Source organism: Parvibaculum sp., from assembly GCF_049671045.1.
Taxonomy (GTDB): domain Bacteria; phylum Pseudomonadota; class Alphaproteobacteria; order Parvibaculales; family Parvibaculaceae; genus Parvibaculum.
Genome location: NZ_JBATUH010000046.1, coordinates 1 through 25,494, shown reverse-complemented (window position 1 = coordinate 25,494; position 25,494 = coordinate 1). Strand labels below are relative to the sequence as shown.

The following is a 25,494-nucleotide window of genomic DNA, read 5'->3' as shown; positions in this document are numbered from 1 at the left end:
CTCGCTCGCAAGACCGGCTCTCGCGCAACACCTCGCCCGCGCAGCGGCACGGACCATCCGATTTCTGACCTCAATCAAGGACCGGCGGGCGGGCCGACGCTAGAAGTAATGGCATCGTCCGGATACAGGCGAAGCGCGCGCGGCGGACGTCCGGTGTGCAAGCAAAGCGGTGGACTCAATGCTCAGATCGATTCTCGTCCCGACCATGGGCTTTTCTGGCGACCCGGCGGCCATGGAGACGGCGGCGCTCATCGCGAGACATTTCGACGGGCATCTCGAATGTGTGCATGTGCGCCCCGATCCGCAGCAAATCCTCATTCAGGCGGCGGGCTACGACATGGGGCTCGGCATGGGAACGCAAATGGTCATCGGCGATCTCATCGACGTTCTGCAGAAGGAGGATGCGAAACGCGCCGAGCAAAGCCGGAAGGTCTTTGAAGCCTTCTGCGCGCGCGAGAAACTGCCCGTCGCGCCGACACCTCCCGGCGGGCAGAAGGGCGTGACGGCCGGATGGCAGGAACTCACCGGCCGGGAAATCGACATTCTCGTCGATGTGGCGCGCGTTCACGACGTGGCGGTGGTCGGCCACGCGACGCCCGCGGGCGGCCTCGCCCGAGAGACGAGTGGAACGATGCTCGTCAAGTCCGGGCGGCCGCTTCTCCTCTCTCCCTCCCGGGCGCCGAAGCAGCTTGGCCGCAGGATCGCGATCGCCTGGAAGAACACGCCGGAAGCGGCGCGCGCCGTCGGCGCGGCGATGCCCTTCATCGACAAGGCCGAACGCGTCACCGTCGTTTCCGTGGCCGAAAGGGAGGAAGAGACCATCACCTCCGCCGAGGCGCTCGCAAAGAGCCTGCGCTGGCACGGGATCGATGTCGACATCTCCTATATGGCGCATCCGGCCGGCTCCATTCACGACACCATCATGCGCGCGGCGGAGGATGCGAAAGCGGACCTGCTGGTGATGGGCGGATATGGGCATGGCCGCCTCAGCGAATATATTTTCGGCGGCTTCACGCGGCACGTGCTCGCGGGCGTGGGCCTGCCCGTCTTTCTGGTTCATTGAACGGACGCAAGAAAAAGGCGCTTCCCGCCGAGACCGGCCGGAAGCGCCCGTGATCGCCCGTGCGGAACGAGCCTCTCAGGCTTCGCCCTTGATCGCGATCTTCTTTGTCTGTGTCTTCGCTTCCGCGGGCTTCGGCACGGTGACGGTCAGCACGCCTTTCTTGAAGGACGCCTGCACCTTGTCCGGCTCGGCGTGAAAGGGAACTTCGATGCGCCGCTCGAACGCGCCCCAGGAGCGCTCGCGAAGGTGATAATCCTTCTTCTTCTCCTCGCGTGCTTCCTGCTTCTCGCCCTTGATGGTCAGCATGTCGCCGGAGAGCGTCACATCGACGTTCTTCTCGTCCATGCCGGGAAGTTCGGCCGTGACGATGAGCGCGTCGTCGGTCTCGGCGACATCGAGCCTCGCCGCCACGCCGAAAGGAGGGCTTATTTCCTGAAGCCCGGCGCCGGCCGAAAACTCTTCGAAGAGCCGGTCCATCTCCTGACGCAAGCTATGGAAGATGTCCATATCGCCACCGGCCTTGCGATATGGGAACTTTTGCAGAGCCCATGCCATTCTCAATCTCCCTGATTGTTTTTTCTCAGGCGGCATCGCGCCTTGGAAGGCGCGTATTCTGCCCCCCGCACGCCATGGCGGCCTTGATTCCGATCAATGGATAACGGCAAGCGGAACGGCAGCGCGGCTGCGGCGTTGCACGCCTCGCCTCTCATCCCGGTCGCGTCTAATTCTCGCCTTCCGCCACGGCACGCAGCGTATCGACATCGTTGATGAGGATCTGATGCGTGTTCGGCACGCCGATGGTGCCGGCGCGTTTCAGCTCGCCAAGCGAGCGGCACACCGTTTCGATCGTGAGAGCGAGATAATCCGCGATGTCCTGCCTGCCCATCGGCAGGTCGATGCAGCCGCCATGAGCCGCGCCGTTGCGCTCGGCCATCTGCAGAAGGAAGGAGGCGATCCGTTCCTTGACGGTCTGGCGGCCCAGCATGACGAGGTGATTCTGGATGTGCGAGACGCGTTCATGGAGCACCATGGTCAGCTTGCGGCGGAAGAGCATGTTTTCATCGCCCAGCCGGTCGACATGGCTGCGCGCATACCGGATCAGAACCACATGCGTGATCGCTTCCGCGCTGAAGGCATGCAAGCCGAATTCGGTGAAGCCGAAGAGATCGTCCGGCATGAAGAAGTCGGTGACCTGACGCCTGCCGTCCGAAAGCAGCTTGCACTGGCGCACCGCGCCGCTCACGACCTTGTAGGCGTATTTCGTCGCATCGCCTTCGCTGAAGATCGTTTCGTTGCGGCCGAAGGATATCGTCGTGCCGATGTCCTTCAGCACACGCAGCTCGTCATCGGGCCGCGCCTCGCGGCGGATGATCGCGGCACCGGCGACAACCGGCCAGGCAGGCCGGCCAAGCGCGGGGCGCGTCGCAACGGTTCGTGCGAGATTGCCTGTCATAACCCGTCCCTGTCCTCCAACGGCCTCAATCTCATTGTGAAACCATGACGGGAACCGAGTGGCGCGGAAATCCGTTAATCCCCCTAGGGGTATTTACGTATGCCGCGATGCGCGGCAATGCCCGGCAAAATCGAATAAATCCAATAATCAACATGGACGTGAGAGCCTGCGGCCTCCGCTAACGGGCGGAGGCCGCTTTTTGTTCAGGCTCGGTGTCGATCACGCGCTCGGCCGGAAAGTCGACGATGACGGATGTTCCCTGCCCCGGCTCGCTTTCCAGCGTCAGCATTCCGCCATGAAGCCGCAGGAACTCGCTGCTGAGCGCAAGGCCGAGGCCAGTGCCCTGAAAGCGGCGGGAAAGATGGCTCTCGATCTGCGCGAAGGGTTTCAGCAGCTTCGGAATATCGCCCGGCGCGATCCCGATGCCATTGTCCATGACGACGACGCGGAGCGTTCCGTCCTTCTCCTGCGCGGCCGATACCTCGACGTAGCCCTTTTCCGGCGTGAACTTGATGGCGTTCGAGAGCAGGTTGAGCATCACCTGCTTGAAGAGCCGCTCGTCGCCGTAAAGCAGCGGCAGGCTCGGGCCGATCCGCCTTTCGATCATGAGGGAGGCGGCAGCGGCGTTCTCGGCAACCATGCCGAGGCATTCGTCGATCACCGATGCGGGAGAGAACGCCGCCTCGTTGAGCTTCACGCGGCCCGCCTCTATCCGGCTCAGATCGAGAATGTCGTTGACGACCGCAAGCAGGTGCTGGCCGCTGCAATGAATGTTGTGTGCATATTCCTTGCGCCGCTCGTTATCGAGCGGGCCGAGTATGTCGTTCGCCATGATTTCCGAATAGCCGAGAATGGCGTTGAGCGGCGTTCTCAATTCATGGCTCATATTGGCGAGGAACATCGACTTGGCGCGGTTGGCGGTGTCGGCCTCCTCCTTGGCGCGGCGAAGCTCCTGCTCCGCGAGCCTCATCTCGGTCGTGTCCTGGATCGTGCCGACGAGGCTCTGGACGCGGCCGCTCTCGTCGCATTCGACCTCCACTTCGATATGGACATATTTCATGCGGCCGCCCGCAAGGAGAATCCTCAGATCGATGCTGATCGGCTCAAGCTCCATGACGGCCCTGTGAAACGCCTTGTGCGTCGCGTCGAGATCGTCGGGATGCACATGGGCGCGGAAAGCGTCGTAGGTCGGCGCCTGCGGCCCGCGCTCCATCTCGAAGATGCGATAGGCCTCGTCCGACCAGTCGAGGCGGTCGAGCTGGACGTCCCAGTTCCAGCTTCCAAGCTGCGCGATCTCCTGGGCCTTGGCGAGACTGCGCCGGCTCTTGCGCAGCGCCTCGAGCGCCTGACGGCGATCGGTCACGTCATAACAGGCGCAGAGAAGCGCGTCCTCGCCGCCAAAGGTCATGCTCACGACCGAATTGACGACCCAACGCCGCTCGCCGGAGGCGGTGCGGATGAGAATTTCCTGCGCCGTCGAGCCGCCGCCAGCAGGGTTTGGCGCAGGCTCGGGCGAGGGGTCGTCGTAAAATCTCGCGAGGCTCGAGCCGAGCAGGTTTTCGACCGGCTCGCCGATCAGTTCGGCAAAGCCCGTGTTCACGAAGAGCACATGGCCATCGACAGGACGGCAGACGGCGACGCCGAAGGGAAGCTCCTCGATGATCGCGCGCAGCTGCGCCTCGTGCTTCCTGATCTGTTCCTCCGCCTCGCGCAACGCCGTCAGGTCGCGGATCACCGCCGTGAAGATGGACGAGCCATCGAGCTCGATCTTGGAGATGGCGGCCTCGGCGGGAAATTCGGAGCCGTCCTTCCTCCGCCCCTTGATCTCGGGCCGCCCGGACATGGGGCGCGATTCCTGACATTCGCTGCGGAAGGAGGCGACATAGCGGCGATGACGCCCGCGAATGCCCCTGGGAAGCAGCACATCGAGCGGCTGACCGACGATTTCGCTGGCTTCATAGCCGAACATCGTCTCCGCCTGGCGATTGAAGAGAATGATGTTCTGGTCGGCATCGACGGAGAGGATCGCGTCGCCCGCCGCGGCCAGGAGTTCGGACATCTGGCGTCTGAGAAACTCCGCCTCCTTGTCCTCCTCCACGATCTCGACAAGGAGAACGGTGCTCGACAAGGTCGACCAGATGCGCGTGAGGTGGAGCGTCCGCCCATCCTCGAGCAGGCAGGTGCGGCGCAACTCCCTCGTCTCGCCATCGGCGACCGCCAGACCCGGTGCCGTCGCCACGAGCTGCCCGCGCGCGGTCGCCCGCCGCTCGATGAGGGCGAGCGAGAGGCCGCCATCCGCCGACAGTTCCAATTCGGCGAGAAGCTCATGCGCGGCAGCGTTGAGCGAGGTCAGCTTGCCGTTCGACTGATCGAAGGTGAATACGGCCGGAGAAGCGACTGTGGTGTTCGATCTCATGTACTTACTCATCTTCGAACGACATCGAGGGAGAGGAGACAGGAAGGTCAGGCCGCGCGCGCCTCGGCGAGGAAACGGTCGACCTGCTGGCGCAGCGTGTCCGCCTCCTTGGCGAGCACATGGGCGGAGCCGGTGATCTGCACCGCGGCCACGCCCGTATCCGACGCCGCCTCGGCAACGAACATGATGTTTGAGGAAACCTCCTGCGTGCCGCGCGCGGCCTCCTGAACATTGCGCGCGATTTCATGCGTCGCCGCGCTCTGCTCTTCGACCGCGGCGGCAATGGCGGCGGCGATTTCATTCATCTCGGCGATCGTCTTTTCGATGGCGCCGATCGCGGAGACGGATTCCACAGTCGCGGCCTGCATCGCGTTCACCTGCCCGGCGATCTCGTCGGTCGCTCTCGCCGTCTGATTGGCGAGGCCCTTCACCTCGGACGCGACGACGGCAAATCCCTTGCCCGCCTCGCCCGCACGGGCCGCCTCGATGGTCGCGTTGAGCGCAAGGAGGTTGGTCTGGGCGGCAATGTCGTTGATGAGGGTGATGACGGTGCCGATGCGCTGGGCGGCGGCGGCAAGGCTCTGGACCTTTTCGTCCGTCCGCCGCGCCTCGGCGACGGCCTGACTCGCAATCTGCGTCGAGGTCGCGGCCTGCCGGCCGATCTCGGCGATGGAGCCTGAAAGCTCGTCGCTGGCGGTTGCGACGGTCTGAACATTGGCCGATGCCTGGCCAGCGGCGCCGGCGACGGCCGCGGTCTTGTCCTTCGTCTGCTCGGCATTCGACGACATGGAGCGGGCGGACGACTGCATCTGCGATGCCGCAGCGGCAACCGAGCCGATGACGCCGCCCACCGCCTCGTCGAATTCGGCGATGGCGGCCTCGAGCTTCCGCTGGCGCTCAGCGCGCTCGGCCATCATCGCTTCCTGATAGACCGAGATCGCGAGTTCCATGTCGAGGAGCGCGGCGGCATTGAGAGCCGAGATCGCCCGGCTGAGCTTCGCGGGCGAGCGGCGATATTTCCCGATCGCGACTTCGGCCAGCCGGTTCAGAACGAATTTGTAGCCCGCGACATACCAGCGGGGCTCGAGCCCGATCCGGCTATGGGTCAGCCCGACCGTCCGTACGCTCTGCATGTAGTCGCTGTCGAACGTACCGCTGAAGAGAAGCGCCCAATGCCTGTGCTGGACCTGCTTGAGCCTTTGCGACTGGGCGCCGATGAGCGACGCCATTTCGGGCTCGGATGCCAGATGATCGTAAAACCCATCCAGAATGGCGGGAAGGCGCGGCTCGACAAAAGTCCAGAGCTCTTGCAACGCCAGCCCGGTATCCCCAGATATTTCCATGAAACGAAGGCGTCTCTCGCGATCGTTGGAGGTGTCTTTCCTCATCTCCCCTCTCCTGCGGCCTCTCCGGCCGGTGCAACGTCAATTCTTGACTGCGACTTTATTTCGCATCACCGATTATTTGGTTAATTCCGCTTATTCGACGTAATATTTCTTAAAATTTGTATTTATGACTTGGATTTATAATCCAGATCATACTCGAATGCTGGCAGACGCAGGTTGATCGGCATTCGGACGCGAGCATGCCCGGAACAGGGCGAAGATCGCCCGCGTAGCGTCGGCGGCCCGCCTCCAGCGTGGCCGGATAGTTTTGTGTAACGAGAATGCGAGACGCGCTTTGAGTACGGCGAGTTCGACCCACAAGCCGGTCATGCATGATGGCCGCCCCGCCAGTGGCGCCACGGTACCCGAGACCGACTGCCGGGGCTGCCCATCGAGCGGCGGAGAGTTCTGCTCGCGTCTCACGCATGGCCCGGATGGCTGCCAGCCGAAAATCGGGAAACGCGAAACGACCGCGCGCTCGCGGCAGATCCTCTATCGCAGCGGCGAGACGCCGCGCGAAATCGGCATCATCCGCGAGGGGATCGCCTTCCAGTATGTGCTCGTGCCGGACGGGCGGCGGCAGATCCTTTCCTTCTGTCTGCCGGGCGACTTTCTTTCGACCTCGCTGGTGACGAAGGGGAGCATGCACTTCTCCATTCAGGCGCTCACGCCCATGCGGCTCTGCCTTTTCGACCGGGAGGCCACTGTCGCCTTCATCCGCGACAATCCGGAAAGCGCGACCGCCTTCACGCGCATCTGCATGCGGGAGAAGGAACGGCTGGAGGCGCGGATCGTCGATCTCGGACGCCGGACGGCCGAAGAGCGCATATCGCGCTTCATCATCGACCTCATGCGGCGGATGGAGCAGCACGGCCATGCGGGCACCCGACTGCCCTTTCCGATGAAGCAGAAGCACATCGCCGATGCGCTCGGCCTCACCCAGGTGCATGTGAGCCGCGTCATCGGCCGGCTGCGCGCCGCCGGCCTTATCGAGGTTTCAGGCGGGATGATCGAGATATTCGACCTCAAGGGCCTGCGCGAGCTTGCAGGCGAGCGGCGCGGCTGAAACGCTGCGCCTTACGCCATTGCGTCAGACCGCCCGTTCGACCGCGACGGCCTTCGCCCATTTGTAATCGGCCTTGCCGTTCGGTGCCCGCCGCACCTCATCCACCAGCACGATCTGTCTCGGCATCTTGTAGCCGGCGAGCCTGGTGCGCGCGAAGGAGATGAGTTCCTGGTCCTCGACCGAATGGCCGGGCCGGCGGGAAAGCACGGCCGTGACGCGCTCGCCGAAGCGGTCGTCGGGCAGGCCGACCACGAGGCAATCATAGACGGCAGGGTGCGCCTTCAGCGCCTCCTCCACCTCCTCGGGGAAAACCTTCTCGCCGCCCGTATTGATGCAGACGGAGCCGCGCCCCAGCAGGATGAGAGAGCCGTCGGCCGCGACCTTGGCATAGTCGCCGGGGAAGCTGTAGCGATGGCCGTTGACGACGCGGAAGGTCGCCGCGCTCTTCGCCGGGTCCTTGTAATAGCCTATGGGCGCGAAGCCGCCATTGGCGATCATGCCGATTTCGTCCGACCCCGGAGTGACTTCCCTTCCGTCATCGGTAAAGACCTTCGTCGTTTCGTTCTTGAGGAAGCGCGCCGTCTCGCTCGGCGGCAGTTCCCGCGACACCACGGACATGCCCATGCTGCCCTCGGTCGAGCCCATGGCATCGATGATGGCGATGTCGGCAAAATCGAGAAGGCCCTGCTTCACCTCCCGCGTGAACATGACGCCAGAGGAAATGAGCGTCTTCAGCGAGGTGAGATCGTAGGGGCGTCCGGCGTCCCTCGCGCCTTCAAGCGCAAGCAGCATGGGCTTGGCGAAGGCATCGCCGACGATGGCGACATCGCTCACGCGTTCGCGCTCGACGAGGCGCCAGAGTTCGTCGGGATCGAAATGCGTATTGCGGAAGGTGACGGCCGTGCCGCCCAGATTATGCGCGATCATGACGCCGAGCCACATGCCCGTGCCATGCATCAGCGGACAGGCCGCCATGCTGACGGGCGCGGCACCCGCGGCGCGCAGCTCGCGCACGGCCGCGGTGAGTTCATCGCGCGTCTGTGGACGGGGCAGGCCGCGCAGGTCGTAGCCGAGCATCAGGCCTTCGGCAAAGTCGCCCTGGCGATACATGACCCCCTTGGGCATGCCCGTGGTGCCGCCCGTATAGAGCATGTAGATGTCGTCTTCCGAGTAGTCGCCGCGCGGCAGCGGGCGATGCGCGGCTATGACGTCTTCATAGCGCAGCGCGCCGTCCAGATGCTCGCCCGAGCCGTCGTCGATCTCGACGAGGAGCTTGAGCTTCGGCAGGCGGGAGCGGATCGCCGCCACGCGGGTGCCGAATTGCGCATCGAAGAAAAGGGCTTCGGCATCGGCATTGTCGAGAAGGTAGGTAAGCTCCTCCTCCACATAGCGATAGTTCACATTGATGGGCACGCCCCGCGCCTTGAACGCGGCGAAGTGAGCCTCCAGATATTCGTTGGAGTTGTAGGCGTAGAGACCAATCTTGGCATCCGGACGGAGGCCCGCCGCCACGAGAGCGGCGGCGAGAGATCCCGCCCGGCCCTCATATTCGCGCCAGCTTCGCCGCGTGTCGCCATTGACGATGGCGATCTCGTCGGGAATGGCGTCGCTGATCACTTCCCAAAGCGCGGCGAAATGCCGTTTCATGCCTCTGACCCTCCCATGGCAGCACGATGTCGTCGGGAAAGGATCGGCCAGGCCGTCCGCCAAGGCAAGAGGCCGGGAGGCCTAGCCCTTCACTGCGCCCCCCGCAGGCCCGCGCCCTGACGCAGCGTCGTCCGCGCAGCGAGCGGGGTGGTGCGATCCGCCGCTTTCCAATTTCCGCGCTACCGGCTAACCCTTTAGAAATGCATCCGGCCACCGGTCGAACGAACCCAAGAGGGGCGAAAGCAAGAGGGATGAAAGAATGAAGACGCGCATTACAGAGCTTTTCGGCATCAAGCATCCGATCATTCAGGGCGGGATGCATTTCGTCGGTCTCGCCGAGATGGCGGCCGCCGTCTCCAATGCGGGCGGCCTCGGCATCATCACGGGCCTGACGCAGCCGACGCCGGAAGCGCTCGCCAAGGAGATCGCTCGCTGCCGCGAGATGACGGACAAGCCCTTCGGCGTGAACCTGACCTTTCTGCCCGGCTTCTCGAACCCGCCCTATCCCGAATATATCGACGCGATCATTCAGGGCGGAGTGAAGGCGGTCGAGACGGCCGGCCGCAGCCCCGAAGCCTATATGCCGGCGCTCAAGGCGGGCGGCATCAAGGTCATCCACAAATGCACCTCCGTTCGCCACTCGCTCAAGGCCGAGAGGATCGGCTGCGACGCGGTGAGCGTCGACGGCTTCGAGTGCGGCGGCCATCCGGGCGAGGATGACATTCCGAACATGATCCTGCTGCCGCGCGCGGCCGAGGAACTCAAGATCCCCTTCGTCGCGTCCGGCGGCATGGCCGATGCGCGCAGCCTCGTCGCCGCTCTCGCTCTCGGCGCGGAAGGCATCAACATGGGCACGCGCTTCATCGCCACCAAGGAAGCGCCCGTGCATGAGAATGTGAAGAAGGCGCTTCTCGCCGCGAGCGAACTCGACACGCGCCTCATCATGCGCCCGCTGCGCAATACCGAGCGCGTCCTCTCGAACGCGGCGGTGGAGAAGATCGTCGAGATCGAGCGCGAAAAGGGCGCAAGCCTCGGCATCGAGGACATTCGCGAACTCGTCGGCGGCGTCTATCCGCGCGTCATGCAGAAGGGCGAGATGGATGCGGGCGCATGGAGCTGCGGCATGGTCGCCGGTCTCATCCACGACATTCCGAGCTGCAAGGAACTCATCGACCGCATCATGAGCGAAGCGGAAACCATCATCCGCAAGAGGCTCGAGGGTTTCCTCGCCGCCTGACGCGCATCACGCCCGGCCGGCTCGTCCCTCCTCGACGGAGCGTGGCGAGCCGGCCGATTTCCATGGTGAAATGGTGAGTCTATAACCTAAGTGATATACTCGTTTCAGTTGCGCCTGCTTCCCGATTGCCGCGGCTTTTTCCCTTGGGTATGTACGAAAGGTACGTAAACAGGCGGACCGCAAGAAGGGGACAGTCATTGGTTGCGTCGGTCGCGGCGGGACTCGAAACATCGCACAAGGTTACACAATCGCCGGAGCGGCCGGCCGCAGGGCGGGGGATGCTGTGCCATGACTGCCCGCTCAGATCTCTGGCGTTCTGTTCGGCGGCGGTTGCCGATCTCAGCCATGAAGACGGCTTCGTGCGGCCGAGACAGGTCACAGCAAGACCGCGCCAGACCATCTACCGCAAGCACCAGAAACTCGATGACGTCATACTGATCCGCGAAGGATGGGCCCTTCGCTTCACGGTGGGCGCGAACAACCGGCGGCAGATCCTGTCGATCCTGCTGCCGGGCGATGTGATTTCCACCGCGTCGATCTTCAAGAACACGCTGTCATCATCCGTGCAGACGACAACCGCGGTCAGCTATTGCGCCTTCGACCGGGCGGAGTTTCTGCGCTTCATGGAAAAACATCCCGGATCGATGAAGTCGATCATGTCGCTTTGCGTCGAGGATCGCGAGCGCTGCGACCAGCAGCTCATCGCGCTCGTGACCCGCACCGCCGAAGAGCGGATCGCCTTTCTCATGATCGATATTTGCGAGCGGATGACGGCACGGGGGCTCGCGCATGACCATGAGATCCCCTTTCCGCTCACCCAACAGCATCTGGCCGAAGCCGTTGGGCTGACACAGGTTCATGTGAACCGCGTGCTGCGGCGGCTGAGGGAAGAGGATCTCGTCGAGATCTCCGGCGGCATGATGCGCATCAAGGACCCGGCCGCCATGAAGAGCATCGCGCAGCCGCGATAGATCGCGCGCGCCCGAGGTCCGGCGCACACACTCCGCACACGTTGCTTCCGCTCAATGGAGCTTCTTCAGGAAGCGCGAGAGGACGACCGCATTGTTGTGGTCCCCATCATGCGCCGCATAGAGAAGGGTGAGCCGCTTCTTGCCAGCCAGTTCCAGCAGGGCGTGCACCGCTTCCTTGTTCGCATGCAATTCGGCTTCGTAAAGCGGGACGAACTCCGCCCAGCGCTCGGGATCGTGGCCGAACCATTTGCGCAGTTCGGCGCTCGGCGCAATGTCCTTCATCCATGCGTCGAGCTTCGCTTCGGCGCGGCTGAGCCCGCGCGGCCAGAGCCGGTCGACAAGCACGCGGGTTCCGTCATTCCTGTCAGCCGGCTCGTAAATGCGCTTGATCTCAATATCTCGTTTCATTTCGCTCTCCCTCATGCAGGGATCGAATGGAACTCCACGAAAAAGCGTACCGGACCGATCAACGCCACCTCATGCAGAGCCTGCGGCTCGATGACGACGGGCGGCGCGGAGGGATCGACCACCACCTCGGTGACAGGATCGAGCGTGCGATAGACAAGCTTGCCCTCGAGAATATGGAGAAGGCCCCACACACCGGCCTTGGTATTGTGACGGTGGAGCAATGGGGCGGGCACGGTATATTCGTCGAAGACGGGTGTGCGCTTATAGGCGACGGCGTCCGGCGGAAGCGATGCACTCATATCAGACGGCCTCCCTGTCTGGCGAGCAGGCTGGCGCGCGCAATGCTCGGAAACAGCACGTCGTTCTCCAGCCGCATGTGATCGCGCAATTCGACGGTGAGCTTCCGAATGCCTGCATAGAGTGCGCGCCAGGCATCGCATGCGTCAACGGGCTCGCTCAGATCGAAAGTGTTCGCTTCAATGCGGGCGATCCGGATTTCCTGCTCGTCATGCTCGCAACACATATGCGCCATGGGGTCGATGAGGTGCTCTTCCTCGCCATGCCGCATCATGGACAGAAGCAGCGATTCCTCATTTTGCAGGTGAGCCTGAATGACGTCGTTCAACTCATCCAGCAGAAGCGCAAGCCCGCGCGGCGCCATAGGGTGATCGCGATGACGAGCCTCGACCCGGTTGGCAAGCTCGACGAGCGCGGGCAGTTCTTCCCTGTGAGCGTCGTGGAAGCGGATCAGAATATAGCCGATCAGGGCGTCGCGCTCGGCATCCGCATTGGCGACGATGCGAGCAAGCTCGCGCAATTCCTCGGCGAATGACTGCTCAAGAACGCCCAGTTCGCGCGCCCAGTCGCCGAGCTTCGCCTCGCCATTGGCCGCCGGATCGAAGGCGTATTTCTGGAAAATGCTCGCCGCGCCGGGGATGCTGCGCGCGATCTCCTCCGGCCGCGTCGTTTCCATGGAGGCGAGAACCTCCCGCGCGGCCGCCACAGCTTCGGACTTCATCATTCACCTCCGTCCGCCAGTTCGACGGGCCTCAGACGCTCGCCCTTGCGGAGCATCAGGCCCCTCGCGCCAGCAATGCCAAGCTCCAGGCTCTCGGCAATGCGCTCGGCGCGGGACACAAAGAACGCGGCCGCCTCGGGGGGACAAATCTCCGCAGCCGTCTCGCGAAAGAGATCGAGCCAGCGGTCAAAATGCGCGCCCGATACCGGCAATGGCGCGTGCATCCGCATGGGCTGGCCATGATAGCGGCCGGTCATCAGCGCAATGGACGACCAGAAATCGCACATCCGCTCGAGATGAGGGCCCCAATCGGCGATCCGCGCATTGAAAATCGGCGCAAGCACCTCGTCCGCGCGCACGCGATCGTAAAAGCCGTGAACCAGCCGCGCGACCATCGTTTCGTCAATTCCGGTTTCGCGCTCGACGGCTTCCACGATCTTTGCCCGGCGGCTTGCTGCCTCGTCCAGCGGCATGTCTACTCCACTCGCTCGAAAGAAGTATTTAAGATGCACAATATCCTTCAAAACGCGACCGGCGACAAGCCCGCCCTTCAATGGCATCGGCAAAAGATGCGGACGCGGCCGGAATCGCTAGACGGCTTCGGCTTCCTGATGGAGCAACTGCCGCATCCGGCGCAAGCGGCCGGGATTCCTGATGAGATCGGCAAGCGTGTAGCGGTCGAGCACGCCGAGAAAAGCGGCCAGTGCCTCTTCCATCGGCCCTCTGAGCCCGCAGGCCGTGCTGATAACGCAGGTATTGGATTCCTTGTCGAAGCACTCGACGAGATTGAAACCGTCCTCCGTCGTGCGGATCACAGCGCCGAGATTGATGTCCTGGGGGCGCCTGCGGAGACGCAAACCGCCGCTTCTGCCCCGCACGCTCTCGACGAAGCCGCCCTGCACCAGCGTCTGCGCCACCTTCATGAGGTGGTTGCGCGATATGCCGTAGCGCGTCGAGACTTCCTCGATCGTGTGTAGCTCACCCGGCTCCGACGCCAGAAGCATCAGCATTCTGAGCGCATAGTCGGTATGTAGTGTGACTCGCATAAAAGCTCTTCTCCGCAACGTGACTGGCCGCATTTTACCACAGCCCGGCGAAGCTCGTAGCGCCACTTCGGCCAGCCGGTTTGCGAAAGGTGGTTATGACCGCGCCCGCGGGGCATGGTCCAATTTGTCGCAGCCCCCGCCGTGAAATCCCGATTGCGCTCGCCTGAATGAAGGCAAATCATAAAGAGGTATTTCATTTGCCTGTTATTCGAGGCCACCAGGCGCCGAACGCGCTCGGGCGGGCACCCGTTCCAGGCGACCGCCAGGAGGAGAACAGAATGAACGCGGAGGCTCCCAGTCTTCATCACGAAGCGAAAGAGAATGTTCTTACGATCCCCTTCAGTGAAATACACAAGGGGGTCTATATCGTGACGTTACTTGCCTGGGCGTGGCTCGTCGGCGCCTTCTGGATCGGTTTCGGCAGCACGCTCGACGGCGCCTTCATGGTGACGGTCAGCACGGGCTATGTGCTCATGTTCTTCGGCATTCCATTCCTCATGATGCGGATCGCGAAGAAGGTTTCGTCCGCTCATCCCGAGTTGCAGACCTTCAACGATTTCCTCTCCGCTCATGTCGATACGAACACAGGCCTCATCACCGGCAAGGAAGCGCTCATTCACATCGCGCTCGTTCCCGTCTGCCTCGCTATCGGCACGAGCGGCCTCGCATATGCGTTCCTTTCGGCGCGAAGCGCTTTTGGTGGTTGATTTCAAACCGGCAGAGGGGCATTTAAACGATTAAACTACATTGAGGTGTCTGAAATGCCATTTGCTCTTCCGGAACTCCCCTTTGCCATCAACGCGCTCGAACCCTACATGTCGGCGCAGACGCTCGAGCTTCACCACGGCAAGCATCATCGCGCCTATGCGACGAAGCTCGTGGATCTGACGAAAGGCACGCCGCTCGCCGAGCTGAGCCTCGAAGACGTCATCCGCAAGACTCATGGCGATGCGAAGGCCACTGCGATCTTCAACAACGCGGCCCAGCATCTCAATCACTCCTTCTTCTGGGAGTGCATCAAGCCGGGCGGCAGCGCCGTTCCGGAGAAGCTCCGTGCGGCTCTTTCCGCGAGCTTCGGCGACTTCGACAGCTTCAAGCGCAAGTTCATCGATGAGGGCCTCGCGCAGTTCGGCAGCGGCTGGGTCTGGCTCGTCGACAACAACGGCAAGCTCGAAATCGTCAAGACCTCGAACGCGGAGACCCCGCTTGTTCATGGCAAGCGCCCGCTCCTCGTCTGCGACGTGTGGGAACATGCCTATTATGTCGATTACCAGAACCGCCGCGGCGATTTCCTGACGGCCTTCGTCGAGCATCTGGCCGATTGGGCTGCGGTCGAACAGCGTCTTTCGGCTGCCTGATGAAAACGGACGCGGCGCCCTCCCCGCATAGGGTCGAGAGCGCCGCGTTCAACTTCTTCCGGGCCGCATCACACGCTGGGCGCATTCCCCATCAGCAGGGATGAGAAACATGCCCCGGATCATCTTTATCGAGCCCGATGGAACCGAACATATCGTCGAGGTCGACGCCGGCATGACAGCGATGCATGCCGCGATCAGCCGTTCCGTGCCCGGCATAGATGCCGATTGCGGCGGAAGCTGCAGCTGCTCGACCTGTCACGTCCATGTCGATCCGGAATGGATCGAGCGCGTGGGGCACGCGACGGGCATGGAAGAGGACATTCTCGACTTCGCCGTCAATGCGGGAGAGAGGAGCCGCCTTTCCTGCCAGATCCACATGACCGCGGCGCTTGACGGGCTCAGGCTCCATATTCCCGAATGGCAGAGATAGGCGGCGTATCCGGAGTATCCGTTTTGACGGGGCCTGAACGGATGCTCAAGATTCCTGATTGGCCTCGTTTCCGATGCGAGGAAGCGTTTTCGCTTTTGCAGGACACGCCCTAGCAGGACGCCTCGATCCGCTGCTCGAACAGGCGGCGAAACTCCGCATCCTTCTCGAAGACTCCGCTGAAGCGGCGTGTCACGAGCGTGGCGCCCGGCTTCATCACACCGCGGGCCACCATGCAGTGATGCGTGGCTTCGACAATGACGGCAACACCCTTCGGCTTCAGCGCATGCTCGATCGCCGATGCAATCTCGACCGTCATGCGCTCCTGGATCTGGAGACGGCGCGCATAGGCATCGACCACACGGGCGAGTTTGCTGATGCCGACAACGCGGCCCGACGGCACATAGGCGACATGCGCCTTGCCGAAAAAGGGTGCCATATGGTGCTCGCAATGGCTGACGAAGCCGATGCCGCAAAGCGCCACCATGTCGTCATAACCGTTCGTCTCTGAAAAGGTCGTGGCGAGAAATTTTTCCGGCGTGACGGCATAGCCCGAAAAATATTCCTCGAAGGCGCGCAGCACCCGCGCCGGCGTGTCCACAAGCCCGTCACGGCCGGGATTCTCCCCGATCCATGACAGGAGATCGCGAATGGCGGCTTCGGCCCTGCTTCTGCCTGCCTCCGCGAAGGAACGGCTGAAGCCGGTCACACCGGCATCCGATCTCTCGTCATAGGGAGCCATGCTGAAATCCTCTCTTGCGAAACGAGCCAAGTTCCTTCCCTCCGCTTCGGGCGATGAGGCGCTTCGCGCCTTCTTCACGAGCAATGCAATGTCGCCAGATAGGCGATGATGTCCGCGCGATCCTTCGCCTTCGCGATGCCGGCGAAGGGCATGTAATTGCCGGGCACGAGCGCTGCGGGCTTCTGCAGGAACCGGTCGAGATTTTCCGGGGTCCATGTGAGGCCGCTCTTCGTCATGGCTGGCGAGTACTGATAGTCGGGCAGGCTTGCCGCCTTCCGGCCGATGACATCGCAATGTTTCGGGCCAACGCTGTTCTCTTCGGGCGTATGGCAGGAGCGGCATTGCGCATAGAGCGATTTTCCATGCGCCGCATCGCTCTTTTCCTGCGCCAGCGCGGGCGGGGCAACCAGGATCGCCGCCAATGCGAATGAGGCAATAATGCGCATTCTCGATCTCCTGAAAAAAGCGGCGGAGCCCGCCGGGCAGGCTCCGCCAGTTCGATGCTGCGTCTCTTATTCCATGAAGGCGGAGGGGACCGGCTCCTCCCCCAGGGCAGAACGCAGCACCGCCCAGTGCATCGCCTCGTCGCCGAGAATGCTTGCCGCCGCCTTGGCAAGGTCGCGGTTCTCGAATTGCGGCACCGCACCGAGATAGGCGCTTACCGCGCCCTTTTCCAAACCAGCCGCGAAGCGCAGCACGTCGGCTTCAGCTTTCAGCTGATCGAGCGGAAAGTGATAGTCCTTCAGCGCCTCGACGGGCTTGCCGCCGAGCTTGCCGACCGTTTCGCGCAGAATGTCGGCGTGGCTCTTGTGGTGCCCCTGGAAGGTGAGGGCGAGCTTCTTCACGCCGGGTGTCAGAAGGCCGCTTTCGGCGCCGACCTGATAGGCGGCAATCGCCTGAAGCTCCGCGCCGAGCGCGGTGTTGAGAATGCCGAGATCGGTTTCGCTCGCGGCAAGCGCCGCGCTGGAGCGCAGGAGCGAGCCGCCTCCGGCAAGCATGGCCACCGCCACGGCGGAAAGCGTCGCGCCACCGCCGGCGACGAGAACCCCGCGCCTGCTCGGGTTCCTCGGCGCATTTCCATTGTCTTCGCGATTCATCATCTCATGTCTCCCTTTGCTGTCGCGGGCGAGCGGTATCGTTCGGAGGAGCGATACTCTCCGGCCCTGGCTTCGTTACTGATCTTGTGTCTGCCCGCTTGCTAGTCGGGCGGTGTACGCGGCACGGGTCCGCTCGCGGAGCGCAATCGCGCCGTGACTTTCGCGACGATCCTGTCGCAACGCTCCCCGTCGAAGCCGAATGCATCCGGCAACGCGGAATCGAGCGCTTCCCTCAAATCGCCGCGCAGAAGTTTCTTCGCGCGGTGAAAACGCGTCTTGACGGTATCGGGTGGAATGGAAAGGACGCGCGCCGTCTCCTCGACCGATAGTTCCTCGATCGCTCTCAGGACGAAAACGACGCGAAAATTCTCGGGCAAACTGTCCACGGCGCGTTCGATCAGCGCGCGCGCTTCGCTGCGGCGCTTCTCGAATTCCGGCGTCTGAAACACCACGACGCTTTCCGGCACCATCTCCGCCTCCGGCGTGATCGGATGCCCCTCGTCGAGTGGCAGATGCGAGCGGCGGCGAAGCCGGTCGAGCGCCTCGTTCGCCGCGATGCGCGCAAGCCAGCCGCCGAGCCGGGCGGGGTCCTGCAGGCGCTCGAGATGGGTGAAGGCGCGGAGCCAGCTTTCCTGCACCGCGTCCTCAGCCTCCGCCTCGTTGCGGAGAATGGAGCGCGCGACGCGGAACAGCCGCTGATTGTAGCGGCGCATGATGGCCTCGAAGGCGCGGTCCTCGCCGCGCCGCAAGGCCGCGACAAGGCTGACATCATCCGCAGCCTCACGCTGCGGGGTCTGGAACAGGGATGTCAGATTGTCCAGATTCATGACCGTTGCCCTCGACACCGCGGCATATCCGCGGCCTCTTTCCCCCTGTAGACGTATCTCGGAGGGAAAAGGTTCCCGGGGAACGGTCAAAAACCTGAGGGCCCGCTCCATGCCCACCTTCCGGCGAGCATGTGAGCACTATTTACCACCCGCCACAATGCCGCGTGGCGTTCCGGCTACGCGTGCCCGGGCCGGGCGTCGGGCAGGCCGCAAAGGCCGGGGCGGGACGGCACGGGGATGTGTGCCGCCTCGCCCCGGCAACCGCCGATACTCAGGCGGCCGACTTTCTGCCGATGCGCACGCGCCAGACCTCGGGTCCGGCCTCCAGATAATCCCAGGTGAACTCGCCGGAATGTTCCGCGTCGAACTGGTAGTAGAGCGGCTTCGGGTCGTGATCGTTCACCAACACGAAGCCCTTGCCCGGCTCCAGATTGTGCCAGGTCTCGAAGATCAGCCTGTGCCGCTGAGCGGGGATGAGCTGGCGGACATCGAGGTTTGCATTGTCGTTCATGGGTCTCTCCTTTTTGCCCATACGGTTGGGGCTGGTGAGGTTGTGCAGAACGCCGTTCAGGCGTCGGGCTTCTTCGGGCCAGTCATGCCGGAGCAACGACCAGGCTTCCGCCGCCATGCGGCAGGCGGCGTCGATGTCTCCCGCATCGCCCAGCCGCTTCAGCGCGCGGATGAAAATGCGGTTGAGAGAGGAAACGGATGCGTCTCGATCCATGGGGCGTCTTCCGTCGGGCGCTCAGGCGGCGATGCCGAAATGCTCCTTGGCGGCAGGGCTCATCGCCTCCGGGCTCCATGGCGGCTCCCAGACGAGGTTCACCTCGACATCGCTCACGCCCTCGATGGCCCAGAGGCGCTGATAGACGCCGCCTTGGATCATGTCCGATGCGGGACAGCCCGGTGTCGTCAGCGTCATGGTGACGGTGACTTCGCCCTCATTGATGTCGATGCCATAGACAAGACCGAGATCGACTATGTTGTAGCCAAGCTCGGGATCGAACACGTCCTTCAGCGCCTCGCGAAGCGCGTCGCCGGAAAGCTCGCTCATGAGGCCTCTCCCTTCGGCTCGCCCTTGCGGATCAGGATGCGATAGCCCTCCGCCCCGCGTATGTCGCGATGGGCGAGATGGCCGCGCGTCTCAAGCTCCGGATAGAGAAGAACGGGATCGCGGTCGTTCCAGATCTCGAGCACCTCGCCGATGGCGAGCTCCTCCATCGTTTCGAGCGTGCGCACCAGAGGCTCTGGCGGCATCAGGCCGCGATTGTCGAGCACCTGAACGGGTGCGGGCCAGTCGCTCGCATCGGCTTCGCCTTGCTTCGCCTGCCTGCCGGCCTGCCTTGCGGCCTGTCTGGCGGCCGGGGGCGTAGCCGGAGGTGTTGCGGGCCAGGCGGCGGCCGTCGCCTTCGCGGCGTCTCCATCGGGCGTGAAGGTGACTTCCCAGTCGCCATCGCCGAGCGGCCGCTCGCTATGCGTGAAGCCGCGCTTCTGCATCACGGAGAAAAGCGGCACGGGCTTGAACGTCGCGATCAGGCGCAGGCCCTGGCCGCCGGCAAGAGCGGCAACGGCCTGCATGATTTCCTGAAACGGCTCGCCGCCAGCGCGCAAGGTGGGGCGCACATCGAGCGTCCGGTACGAAACGGTCATGGGTTCATCCTCCATGAGTGGAACGGTTTGAAGGGGGAATGGGTCTTGCGAAGGGAAGCGGCGCGCCCTGGCCCATCGGCTTCGGCGCGGCATTGGGATCGGGCCTGCGCGCGCGCCATAGTTCGAGCGCGATGAAGCCCGTCGCGACGAGCTGCGCCACGGCGGCGAAGCGCAAGAGGATCGCGCTGGCGAAGACGAGCGCTGCCGTGCCGAGCAACACGGCGGCGAAATAGAGAATGAACCAGGGCCGCGCGCGCGGCTCGTCCACGAGATCCTGAACTCGCGGCACGGGCCCCTTGCCGAGCCGCTTGCCGAAAACCTCGAGCCAGGTCAGGAACGGCACGATCTTGTAAAGCTGGCTGAGCCCGAGCCCGGAGAGCCAGCCAAAGACGAAGAGATAGCCGAGCGCGCCCGCGAAACGCTCGAGACCGCCAAAGGCCGCCGCCACTCCCGATCCCGCAACGGCCGCTGTGAAGAGAGCGAGCGCGCCCGCGGCGGTGATGCTGTTCAGCTCCAGATGGCGGCGCTTGCGGGCGCGGTAGAGATGCACGATGTCGGCGAGATAGAAGGCGGCGCCGGTTCCGGCCATGAGCGCGCCTGCCGCCTCATAGGCGGCCATGGAATGCTCGGCCGCGATGCCGAAAAGACCCGATGCGATCAGAAGGAAAAGACCGCCTGCCGTGAGGCCGAGCGCGGCGTAGCTCGTGGGGCGCGGCTCATCGGGCGCGAGCATGAACATGGAAAGAAGCCTGTAGCTCACGCCCATTGCCGTGAGGGTGAACCAGCCGCCAAGCCCCGCGACGACATGGAGGAGAAGCCCTTGGCCCGCCAGAGCGAGAAGGAAGCGCGGCGGGTTCGGCAATGCGAAGGCCAGCGCGAAGCAGAGCCCGGCAAGCCCCGTGAGAAGCAGGAAGCCCAATCCGAAGGCCACGAAGACCGCAGGCAGCGGCAGCGGGCGCGCGCGCCAGAGCGTCATGGCGACATTGATCGCGCCGAGGATGAAGCCCGTGAGCACGAGCGCGCCACCTATCGGAAGGCAGGCGACATGGGCATAGGCCACGCCGTCCAGCGCGAGAAAGCCGACAAGCATGGCCGCCAGTCCTGAAACGATCGAGCAGAAGGAAAGGATGGGAAGGCGCTGGCTGAAAAGCGACGTCGTCGTGATGACCGGCACGAACTGGTAGAGCGCGCCCAGCATCAGAAGGCTCAACCAGCCTATGGTGATGAGGTGAACGGCAACCAGCGTCGCGGGCGCGCGCAGGCCGTCGAGCGGATCGGCATATCCGGCCGCCAGCAGGGTTTCCGCGACTAGGAAGGCGATGACGGCGCTCCCCAGATGCAGCATCGTCCAGCGCGAGACTCCGGCTCCGATCATCATGCGGTGGCGCTCCAGGCTGCATCGCCTTAAGTGGTATATAATATACTTCTTTAATGCGAAACCGCATGCAAAGCAATATCAAAAATGCTATTTATAATTTCGTGTCGCCGCGCATGGCCGTTCCGGCAGCGGGGAGGCGCCCGGACCTCGTCCCAGCGGAGTGAGCGATATGCGCCTGACGACCTTCACCGATTACTGTCTGCGCGTTCTCACCTATGTCGGTATGAAGGACGAGAAGGTCGCAACCATTGAAGAGGTTTCGCGCCACTACGGCATCTCGCGCAATCACGTCATGAAGGTGGTGCTGCGCCTCAGCCAGTTCGGCTATCTCGCGACCTCGCGCGGCAAGGGCGGCGGAATGCGTCTCGCCATGGAGCCCGCAAAGATCAATATCGGCGTTCTCGTCCGCCAGATGGAAGACGACATCATTCTCGTCGAATGCTTCCAGGGAGATGGCTGCAGCTGCCGCATCGCGCCGGCCTGCGTCCTTCGCACCGCGCTCCATGAAGCGCTCGACGCATTTCTCGCCGTGCTCGACAGCTACACGCTTGCCGATCTCCTGCAACCGCGGGCAAAGCTCGCCAAGCTGCTTTCACTTCCGGCCTGACAGCGCATGCACGCGTTTTCCCCGCCTTCATGCGCGCGCGGCCATACGCGCCGAGATGACGGAGCCCGCCGTCGCGAGAATGAAGAGCACGATAGCGGCCGCATTGCCGAGCCCACCCGCCATGCGCAGATCCGGGTTGTCGGCGAGATCGCCCGCGAGCCTCACCAGAAGCGAGAGATGCAGCAGCGCGAGATGAACATAAAAATGCGGGCGGAACGGCACCGGCAGACGGGCCACGGCCGGGAAGATGATCGGCGCATGGGCAAAGACCATGGCGAAGACGAAGCCGAGGAAGATCGCGTGCAGGCCCGCATCGTAATAGAGGCCGCCGAAAGGTTCCGGCGCGGCAAGAAGAATGGCGCCGCCAACCGCGAGCCAGCCATAACCCGACAACAGGCATAGCGCCGCATAGCGCACGAGGCCGGATTGGCGGACCGTGCGCCGCGCGATGTCATAAGTTGCGAGCCACGCGGCAAGGGAAAGGAAGCCCAACCCCAAAAGACGCAAGCCCGGATCCTGCCAGAAAGGCACGAGCGCGGCGCCCGCGAGGACCAGCACCACGCAGGCACGGAACAGGGGCTTTGCGCGCGGGCGCGGCGGGAGCACGCGCGTAAGCTCCAGCCGCTCCCCGACGATTGTCAGCACGAGAAAAAGCATCAGCGCGACAACGGCGTCCGCCCGGTCGCCACCCAGCCACCAGACGAACATGCCGAGAGCCCAGAAGGCCGCGCCGAGCGCGATGACGGCGGTGAAGGTTTCGCGCTGGCGATACCAGACGAAAGCGGAGGCGGCGGCGAGCACGAGGCCGCCACAGGCATAGAAGGCAAGGCCCATCTCCGGCGCGCCCGCCCAGATGGCGAGCGTCCCCAGGGCAACAGAAAACGGACCGAGATAAGGCCAGAGGCGGCCGAGCGCGACCGCCCTCTCAAGCCCGATCAGCGCGCCGAAGAAGCCGCCCGTCATGAGCGCGCCATGGGCCGAGACGAGATCGGCTGGCGGCCAGGGCAGAACCCAGCCGATGCGCATGAGCCCGCCATAAAGCGCGCTGACGAGCGCGACGAAGCCCGCCGCGAGAAAGGCGAAGCGGAAGCCCCGGCGTTGCACCAATGCGCGGCGCGCCGCCTCCAGTTCCTGCCGCCTCAGTCCGATGGCGTCCATGCGCTATAGCCCGGCTTTCGCTCTTCCTCCGGCCAGCCCAGCGCTCGGCGGCCTTCCTCGCGGATCAGTTCGGCGCTCCAGGGCGGCGACCAGACGAGATTGATCTCGATCGTCCCGACGCCGGAGAAGCGGCGACGGATCGCGGATCTCGATTCATCCTTCAGATAATCTCCGAGCGGACATGAAGGCGTCGTCATCGTCATGTCGATCGCAATGGCGTCGTCGCCGGTCGCCACGCGGTACACAAGCCCGAGATCGACAATATTGACGCCGAGTTCCGGGTCGATGACATCGCGCAGCGCATCGAGAACATCCGCCTCGGCAATCATCCCGCTCATGCCTTTCTCCATCTCCCGGCCCCATTTAACATGCGTACGATATGCCTTTTTATCAATGGCGCATATCGGGCGCGGCAATCCGACGCTTGCAGCCGGCTTCCCTCTGCTATAAATAGTATTTCATATGCTTCTTATGGCGACCCGGCGCGGTCCACGCGGGCACCTTCAAGGATTGTCGACATGACGACAGGCCCGGAACAGAACCCTCTCGCAGACATAATTTACGCCGCCCTCAGGCGGCATCCGCATCTCGGCAATGTGCTGACGCATATCGCCGCGCAGAAATGGCAAAGGGTGGAGGAAGCGCTTGGCCAGCTCCTCGACCCTTCGGCCGAGCCTGAGCGGCTTTCACCCGTGGCGCGCAATCTTCTCGAACTCATCTGCGACAACCGGGGAACGACGGGGCGCATCATGCAGCCCTTCTTCTTCGACACGGTCGCGCATGTGGCGGGCGAGGACGCACGGACAACACTGGAAACGCGGCTGCGGGCACTCCGCGCGCTCGCGGCGCAGGATGTGAAGGCGTGGGCAGGCCGCGCCTCCCGTCGCGAAAAGGCCGAAGCGGCCGGTCCTGCTCCCGCGCTTCCCTCGCCGCTCGATCCGGGGCCTGCATTTCAGGGAGCTGCATCATGACCTTTGTCGTCACCGACAATTGCATCCGCTGCAAATACATGGATTGCGTGGAAGTCTGCCCCGTCGATTGCTTCTACGAAGGCGAGAACATGCTCGTCATCCATCCCGACGAGTGCATCGACTGCGGCGTGTGCGAGCCAGAATGCCCGGCCGACGCCATCAAGCCCGACACCGAACCCGGCCTCGAGAAGTGGCTGCAGGTCAATTCCGAATATGCCGACAAGTGGCCGAACATCACCACCAAGAAGGAGCCGCCTGAAGATGCGGCGGCCTTCGACGGAGAGGCCGGAAAGTTCGAGAAATACTTCTCCGCCGAGCCCGGCGGCGGCGACTGACGGCGGGCCGGCAAGCGCACGAAATCGGGCTGCCTGACCCTGCGTCAGCCGGCCGCTGCCGGAACGGGGTTGACGAACGGGCCGGCCCGCGTTCCTTCGCGCGTGCAGCAAATTCTTGATTCTTCCGACTTTTTATGCTACACATATGTCACATGCCTCGTGACGTATGTCGATTTATGGCTGAAACGGCCTCAATCACTGAAAGGTGAGTTACGCACCCGGACCAGAGCGATCTTGGACCAGGCGGCCGCTGGCGGCGGTGTGCCGGTTCCGGCTTCATCGGGCGGACTTGCATGTCATTCGGCGAACCAGGAGCACCGGGATACAGGCGCCAGCGCCTGCGCGATGCCGGTGCACAACGAGAGATGAAGCGGTGCACGATCCCGCGTGGTCGCGGGCCGCTTCGGCCGGATCGAACCGGCAGCCCGTGTTCAGCCGGCAAGCCGCCGGCGCCACAACCAAGGAGTTCTGGGCGTAATGGCAACCACCACCCCGCAGAAGAAGCCCTCAGCGGCCGCGCGTCACGGTTTCAAGACCGGCGAGTTCATCGTCTATCCGGCTCACGGCGTCGGCCAGATCGTGTCCATCGACGAGCAGGAAGTCGCCGGCATGAAGCTGGAGCTTTTCGTGATCGACTTCCAGAAGGACAAGATGCGGCTCAAGGTGCCGGTCGCCAAGGCCACCTCCATCGGCATGCGCAAGCTGTCCGAGACCGACTATGTCGATCGCGCGCTGAAGGTCGTGCAGGGCCGCGCCCGCGTGAAGCGCACCATGTGGTCGCGCCGCGCGCAGGAATATGACGCCAAGATCAATTCGGGCGATCTGATCTCGATTTCGGAAGTGGTGCGCGACCTCTATCGCGCCGACAACCAGCCGGAACAGTCCTATTCGGAGCGCCAGCTCTACGAGGCCGCGCTCGACCGCATGGCCCGCGAGATCGCGGCCGTCAACCGCATGTCCGAGACCGAGGCGGTGCGCCTCATCGAGGTCAACCTCAACAAGGGCCCGAAGCGCGGCGCCAAGGCCGACAACGAGGAAGCCGAGCAGGAAGACGCCGCCTGAGCCTTTCTCTCCGGCAGGAACTTACGGAACCCGGCCTTGTGCCGGGTTTTGTCTTTTCGGGGCGCCTGCCGTCAGGGGGGCGGGCGGTCTCACCGCGCTTTCCATCGTAGTGAGGCGCTCAGATGCCTTCGCCGGCCAGTTCTTCCGACAGGGTTGCCACCTGGTTCTGGGC

At 63.6% G+C, this 25,494-nt stretch carries 31 protein-coding genes; 11 read left to right on the top strand and 20 right to left on the bottom strand.

From position 1 onward, the window contains the following. The first annotated feature begins 178 nt into the window (after positions 1-178). Positions 179-1,063, top strand: coding sequence for a universal stress protein (locus tag WBG82_RS06015; RefSeq protein WP_424422615.1), 885 nt, complete (start codon positions 179-181; stop codon positions 1,061-1,063). Positions 1,064-1,138: 75 nt separating this feature from the next. On the opposite strand, the gene WBG82_RS06010 is transcribed toward WBG82_RS06015, so the two are convergent. The 4 genes from WBG82_RS06010 to WBG82_RS05995 form a co-directional block, all read right to left on the bottom strand. Then, entirely contained in the window at positions 1,139-1,618 is a 480-nt protein-coding gene (locus WBG82_RS06010) for an Hsp20/alpha crystallin family protein (protein WP_424422612.1), read from the bottom strand. A 166-nt stretch (positions 1,619-1,784) separates the two neighbouring features. Continuing rightward, positions 1,785-2,516: a helix-turn-helix domain-containing protein gene (locus WBG82_RS06005; protein WP_424422610.1), complete on the bottom strand. Its 732-nt coding sequence runs from the start codon at positions 2,514-2,516 to the stop codon at positions 1,785-1,787. Positions 2,517-2,694: 178 nt separating this feature from the next. Then, entirely contained in the window at positions 2,695-4,932 is a 2,238-nt protein-coding gene (locus WBG82_RS06000; RefSeq protein WP_424422608.1) for a PAS domain-containing sensor histidine kinase, read from the bottom strand. A gap of 47 nt (positions 4,933-4,979) precedes the next feature. After that, on the bottom strand, positions 4,980-6,320 hold the full coding sequence (locus WBG82_RS05995) for a protoglobin domain-containing protein (RefSeq protein WP_424422605.1): 1,341 nt from the start codon (positions 6,318-6,320) through the stop codon (positions 4,980-4,982). Positions 6,321-6,612: 292 nt separating this feature from the next. Between WBG82_RS05995 and WBG82_RS05990 the strand changes: the two genes are divergently transcribed. After that, positions 6,613-7,383, top strand: coding sequence for a Crp/Fnr family transcriptional regulator (locus tag WBG82_RS05990; protein ID WP_424422603.1), 771 nt, complete (start codon positions 6,613-6,615; stop codon positions 7,381-7,383). Positions 7,384-7,407: 24 nt separating this feature from the next. On the opposite strand, the gene WBG82_RS05985 is transcribed toward WBG82_RS05990, so the two are convergent. Further along, the gene (locus WBG82_RS05985; RefSeq protein WP_424422601.1) at positions 7,408-9,030 is read right to left on the bottom strand and encodes an acyl-CoA synthetase; all 1,623 of its coding nucleotides are present in this window, start codon (positions 9,028-9,030) and stop codon (positions 7,408-7,410) included. Between the two features lie 259 nt (positions 9,031-9,289). Here WBG82_RS05985 and WBG82_RS05980 point away from each other — a divergent pair, with 259 nt between their 5' ends. Both WBG82_RS05980 and WBG82_RS05975 read left to right on the top strand, forming a co-directional pair. Further along, complete coding sequence (locus WBG82_RS05980; RefSeq protein WP_424422598.1) at positions 9,290-10,267, top strand: NAD(P)H-dependent flavin oxidoreductase; 978 nt, start codon at positions 9,290-9,292, stop codon at positions 10,265-10,267. A gap of 278 nt (positions 10,268-10,545) precedes the next feature. Then, positions 10,546-11,238, top strand: coding sequence for a Crp/Fnr family transcriptional regulator (locus WBG82_RS05975; RefSeq protein WP_424422596.1), 693 nt, complete (start codon positions 10,546-10,548; stop codon positions 11,236-11,238). 51 nt (positions 11,239-11,289) lie between these two features. On the opposite strand, the gene WBG82_RS05970 is transcribed toward WBG82_RS05975, so the two are convergent. The 5 genes from WBG82_RS05970 to WBG82_RS05950 form a co-directional block, all read right to left on the bottom strand. Beyond that, positions 11,290-11,646, bottom strand: coding sequence for a DUF488 domain-containing protein (locus WBG82_RS05970; RefSeq protein WP_424422593.1), 357 nt, complete (start codon positions 11,644-11,646; stop codon positions 11,290-11,292). An 11-nt stretch (positions 11,647-11,657) separates the two neighbouring features. Further along, complete coding sequence (locus tag WBG82_RS05965; protein ID WP_424422590.1) at positions 11,658-11,945, bottom strand: DUF1971 domain-containing protein; 288 nt, start codon at positions 11,943-11,945, stop codon at positions 11,658-11,660. Then, a complete protein-coding gene (locus tag WBG82_RS05960) occupies positions 11,942-12,664 on the bottom strand; it encodes a hemerythrin domain-containing protein (RefSeq protein ID WP_424422587.1) in 723 nt (240 codons plus the stop codon). The genes WBG82_RS05965 and WBG82_RS05960 overlap by 4 nt, the downstream gene beginning before the upstream one ends. Then, entirely contained in the window at positions 12,664-13,137 is a 474-nt protein-coding gene (locus tag WBG82_RS05955; protein WP_424422648.1) for a group III truncated hemoglobin, read from the bottom strand. The genes WBG82_RS05960 and WBG82_RS05955 overlap by 1 nt, the downstream gene beginning before the upstream one ends. Positions 13,138-13,254: 117 nt before the next feature. Next, positions 13,255-13,710: an RrF2 family transcriptional regulator gene (locus WBG82_RS05950; RefSeq protein ID WP_424422584.1), complete on the bottom strand. Its 456-nt coding sequence runs from the start codon at positions 13,708-13,710 to the stop codon at positions 13,255-13,257. 278 nt (positions 13,711-13,988) lie between these two features. On the opposite strand from WBG82_RS05950, the gene WBG82_RS05945 reads away from it, so the two are divergent. From WBG82_RS05945 to WBG82_RS05935, 3 genes are all read left to right on the top strand, one after another. Beyond that, positions 13,989-14,417, top strand: a complete 429-nt coding sequence (locus tag WBG82_RS05945; protein WP_424422581.1) for a hypothetical protein — start codon at positions 13,989-13,991, stop codon at positions 14,415-14,417. Positions 14,418-14,471: 54 nt separating this feature from the next. Continuing rightward, positions 14,472-15,068, top strand: coding sequence for a superoxide dismutase (locus tag WBG82_RS05940; RefSeq protein ID WP_424422579.1), 597 nt, complete (start codon positions 14,472-14,474; stop codon positions 15,066-15,068). A gap of 109 nt (positions 15,069-15,177) precedes the next feature. Then, complete coding sequence (locus WBG82_RS05935) at positions 15,178-15,498, top strand: 2Fe-2S iron-sulfur cluster-binding protein (protein ID WP_424422576.1); 321 nt, start codon at positions 15,178-15,180, stop codon at positions 15,496-15,498. 109 nt (positions 15,499-15,607) lie between these two features. Here WBG82_RS05935 and folE read toward each other — a convergent pair whose 3' ends face one another. From folE to WBG82_RS05895, 8 genes are all read right to left on the bottom strand, one after another. Then, on the bottom strand, positions 15,608-16,237 hold the full coding sequence (gene folE, locus WBG82_RS05930; RefSeq protein ID WP_424422573.1) for a GTP cyclohydrolase I FolE: 630 nt from the start codon (positions 16,235-16,237) through the stop codon (positions 15,608-15,610). Positions 16,238-16,311: 74 nt separating this feature from the next. Next, positions 16,312-16,683: a c-type cytochrome gene (locus WBG82_RS05925; RefSeq protein ID WP_424422571.1), complete on the bottom strand. Its 372-nt coding sequence runs from the start codon at positions 16,681-16,683 to the stop codon at positions 16,312-16,314. Between the two features lie 66 nt (positions 16,684-16,749). Further along, on the bottom strand, positions 16,750-17,337 hold the full coding sequence (locus WBG82_RS05920) for a DUF4439 domain-containing protein (protein WP_424422568.1): 588 nt from the start codon (positions 17,335-17,337) through the stop codon (positions 16,750-16,752). A gap of 98 nt (positions 17,338-17,435) precedes the next feature. Continuing rightward, the gene (locus tag WBG82_RS05915; RefSeq protein WP_424422566.1) at positions 17,436-18,161 is read right to left on the bottom strand and encodes an RNA polymerase sigma factor; all 726 of its coding nucleotides are present in this window, start codon (positions 18,159-18,161) and stop codon (positions 17,436-17,438) included. Between the two features lie 271 nt (positions 18,162-18,432). Continuing rightward, positions 18,433-18,885, bottom strand: a complete 453-nt coding sequence (locus tag WBG82_RS05910; protein ID WP_424422564.1) for a DUF2249 domain-containing protein — start codon at positions 18,883-18,885, stop codon at positions 18,433-18,435. Between the two features lie 21 nt (positions 18,886-18,906). After that, positions 18,907-19,215, bottom strand: coding sequence for a metal-sulfur cluster assembly factor (locus WBG82_RS05905; RefSeq protein ID WP_424422562.1), 309 nt, complete (start codon positions 19,213-19,215; stop codon positions 18,907-18,909). Then, on the bottom strand, positions 19,212-19,811 hold the full coding sequence (locus WBG82_RS05900; protein ID WP_424422559.1) for a DUF2249 domain-containing protein: 600 nt from the start codon (positions 19,809-19,811) through the stop codon (positions 19,212-19,214). The genes WBG82_RS05905 and WBG82_RS05900 overlap by 4 nt, the downstream gene beginning before the upstream one ends. Positions 19,812-19,815: 4 nt before the next feature. Further along, entirely contained in the window at positions 19,816-21,189 is a 1,374-nt protein-coding gene (locus WBG82_RS05895) for a hypothetical protein (RefSeq protein ID WP_424422556.1), read from the bottom strand. Positions 21,190-21,358: 169 nt separating this feature from the next. Between WBG82_RS05895 and WBG82_RS05890 the strand changes: the two genes are divergently transcribed. Beyond that, positions 21,359-21,796, top strand: a complete 438-nt coding sequence (locus tag WBG82_RS05890; protein ID WP_424422554.1) for an Rrf2 family transcriptional regulator — start codon at positions 21,359-21,361, stop codon at positions 21,794-21,796. Between the two features lie 27 nt (positions 21,797-21,823). Here the strand turns inward: WBG82_RS05890 and WBG82_RS05885 are convergent, their stop codons facing one another. Together WBG82_RS05885 and WBG82_RS05880 are read right to left on the bottom strand one after the other, a co-directional pair. Then, on the bottom strand, positions 21,824-22,954 hold the full coding sequence (locus tag WBG82_RS05885; protein WP_424422552.1) for a hypothetical protein: 1,131 nt from the start codon (positions 22,952-22,954) through the stop codon (positions 21,824-21,826). Further along, positions 22,936-23,292 carry a metal-sulfur cluster assembly factor gene (locus WBG82_RS05880; protein ID WP_424422549.1) on the bottom strand — a complete coding sequence of 119 codons (357 nt, stop codon included), beginning with the start codon at positions 23,290-23,292 and terminating at the stop codon, positions 22,936-22,938. Before WBG82_RS05880 ends, WBG82_RS05885 begins: the two co-directional genes overlap by 19 nt. Before the next feature lie 180 nt (positions 23,293-23,472). Between WBG82_RS05880 and WBG82_RS05875 the strand changes: the two genes are divergently transcribed. The 3 genes from WBG82_RS05875 (at position 23,473) to WBG82_RS05865 (ending at position 25,322) form a co-directional block, all read left to right on the top strand. Beyond that, positions 23,473-23,925 (top strand): hypothetical protein, encoded by a 453-nt coding sequence (locus WBG82_RS05875; RefSeq protein WP_424422547.1) that lies wholly within the window; start codon positions 23,473-23,475, stop codon positions 23,923-23,925. Further along, on the top strand, positions 23,922-24,260 hold the full coding sequence (gene fdxA / locus WBG82_RS05870; RefSeq protein ID WP_424422545.1) for a ferredoxin FdxA: 339 nt from the start codon (positions 23,922-23,924) through the stop codon (positions 24,258-24,260). Before WBG82_RS05875 ends, fdxA begins: the two co-directional genes overlap by 4 nt. A 477-nt stretch (positions 24,261-24,737) precedes the next feature. Next, positions 24,738-25,322, top strand: coding sequence for a CarD family transcriptional regulator (locus WBG82_RS05865; protein ID WP_424422542.1), 585 nt, complete (start codon positions 24,738-24,740; stop codon positions 25,320-25,322). Positions 25,323-25,494 lie beyond the last annotated feature (172 nt).

What these genes read in the sequence shown, in the direction of transcription:
- WBG82_RS06015 (WP_424422615.1), top strand. Translation starts at nt 179, where the DNA reads ATGCTCAGATCGATTCTCGTCCCGACCATGGGCTTTTCTGGCGACCCG.
- WBG82_RS06010 (WP_424422612.1), bottom strand. Translation starts at nt 1,618, where the DNA reads ATGGCATGGGCTCTGCAAAAGTTCCCATATCGCAAGGCCGGTGGCGAT.
- WBG82_RS06005 (WP_424422610.1), bottom strand. Translation starts at nt 2,516, where the DNA reads ATGACAGGCAATCTCGCACGAACCGTTGCGACGCGCCCCGCGCTTGGC.
- WBG82_RS06000 (WP_424422608.1), bottom strand. Translation starts at nt 4,932, where the DNA reads ATGAGATCGAACACCACAGTCGCTTCTCCGGCCGTATTCACCTTCGAT.
- WBG82_RS05995 (WP_424422605.1), bottom strand. Translation starts at nt 6,320, where the DNA reads ATGAGGAAAGACACCTCCAACGATCGCGAGAGACGCCTTCGTTTCATG.
- WBG82_RS05985 (WP_424422601.1), bottom strand. Translation starts at nt 9,030, where the DNA reads ATGAAACGGCATTTCGCCGCGCTTTGGGAAGTGATCAGCGACGCCATT.
- WBG82_RS05980 (WP_424422598.1), top strand. Translation starts at nt 9,290, where the DNA reads ATGAAGACGCGCATTACAGAGCTTTTCGGCATCAAGCATCCGATCATT.
- WBG82_RS05975 (WP_424422596.1), top strand. Translation starts at nt 10,546, where the DNA reads ATGCTGTGCCATGACTGCCCGCTCAGATCTCTGGCGTTCTGTTCGGCG.
- WBG82_RS05970 (WP_424422593.1), bottom strand. Translation starts at nt 11,646, where the DNA reads ATGAAACGAGATATTGAGATCAAGCGCATTTACGAGCCGGCTGACAGG.
- WBG82_RS05965 (WP_424422590.1), bottom strand. Translation starts at nt 11,945, where the DNA reads ATGAGTGCATCGCTTCCGCCGGACGCCGTCGCCTATAAGCGCACACCC.
- WBG82_RS05960 (WP_424422587.1), bottom strand. Translation starts at nt 12,664, where the DNA reads ATGAAGTCCGAAGCTGTGGCGGCCGCGCGGGAGGTTCTCGCCTCCATG.
- WBG82_RS05955 (WP_424422648.1), bottom strand. Translation starts at nt 13,137, where the DNA reads ATGCCGCTGGACGAGGCAGCAAGCCGCCGGGCAAAGATCGTGGAAGCC.
- WBG82_RS05950 (WP_424422584.1), bottom strand. Translation starts at nt 13,710, where the DNA reads ATGCGAGTCACACTACATACCGACTATGCGCTCAGAATGCTGATGCTT.
- WBG82_RS05945 (WP_424422581.1), top strand. Translation starts at nt 13,989, where the DNA reads ATGAACGCGGAGGCTCCCAGTCTTCATCACGAAGCGAAAGAGAATGTT.
- WBG82_RS05940 (WP_424422579.1), top strand. Translation starts at nt 14,472, where the DNA reads ATGCCATTTGCTCTTCCGGAACTCCCCTTTGCCATCAACGCGCTCGAA.
- WBG82_RS05935 (WP_424422576.1), top strand. Translation starts at nt 15,178, where the DNA reads ATGCCCCGGATCATCTTTATCGAGCCCGATGGAACCGAACATATCGTC.
- folE (WP_424422573.1), bottom strand. Translation starts at nt 16,237, where the DNA reads ATGGCTCCCTATGACGAGAGATCGGATGCCGGTGTGACCGGCTTCAGC.
- WBG82_RS05925 (WP_424422571.1), bottom strand. Translation starts at nt 16,683, where the DNA reads ATGCGCATTATTGCCTCATTCGCATTGGCGGCGATCCTGGTTGCCCCG.
- WBG82_RS05920 (WP_424422568.1), bottom strand. Translation starts at nt 17,337, where the DNA reads ATGATGAATCGCGAAGACAATGGAAATGCGCCGAGGAACCCGAGCAGG.
- WBG82_RS05915 (WP_424422566.1), bottom strand. Translation starts at nt 18,161, where the DNA reads ATGAATCTGGACAATCTGACATCCCTGTTCCAGACCCCGCAGCGTGAG.
- WBG82_RS05910 (WP_424422564.1), bottom strand. Translation starts at nt 18,885, where the DNA reads ATGGATCGAGACGCATCCGTTTCCTCTCTCAACCGCATTTTCATCCGC.
- WBG82_RS05905 (WP_424422562.1), bottom strand. Translation starts at nt 19,215, where the DNA reads ATGAGCGAGCTTTCCGGCGACGCGCTTCGCGAGGCGCTGAAGGACGTG.
- WBG82_RS05900 (WP_424422559.1), bottom strand. Translation starts at nt 19,811, where the DNA reads ATGACCGTTTCGTACCGGACGCTCGATGTGCGCCCCACCTTGCGCGCT.
- WBG82_RS05895 (WP_424422556.1), bottom strand. Translation starts at nt 21,189, where the DNA reads ATGATGATCGGAGCCGGAGTCTCGCGCTGGACGATGCTGCATCTGGGG.
- WBG82_RS05890 (WP_424422554.1), top strand. Translation starts at nt 21,359, where the DNA reads ATGCGCCTGACGACCTTCACCGATTACTGTCTGCGCGTTCTCACCTAT.
- WBG82_RS05885 (WP_424422552.1), bottom strand. Translation starts at nt 22,954, where the DNA reads ATGGACGCCATCGGACTGAGGCGGCAGGAACTGGAGGCGGCGCGCCGC.
- WBG82_RS05880 (WP_424422549.1), bottom strand. Translation starts at nt 23,292, where the DNA reads ATGAGCGGGATGATTGCCGAGGCGGATGTTCTCGATGCGCTGCGCGAT.
- WBG82_RS05875 (WP_424422547.1), top strand. Translation starts at nt 23,473, where the DNA reads ATGACGACAGGCCCGGAACAGAACCCTCTCGCAGACATAATTTACGCC.
- fdxA (WP_424422545.1), top strand. Translation starts at nt 23,922, where the DNA reads ATGACCTTTGTCGTCACCGACAATTGCATCCGCTGCAAATACATGGAT.
- WBG82_RS05865 (WP_424422542.1), top strand. Translation starts at nt 24,738, where the DNA reads ATGGCAACCACCACCCCGCAGAAGAAGCCCTCAGCGGCCGCGCGTCAC.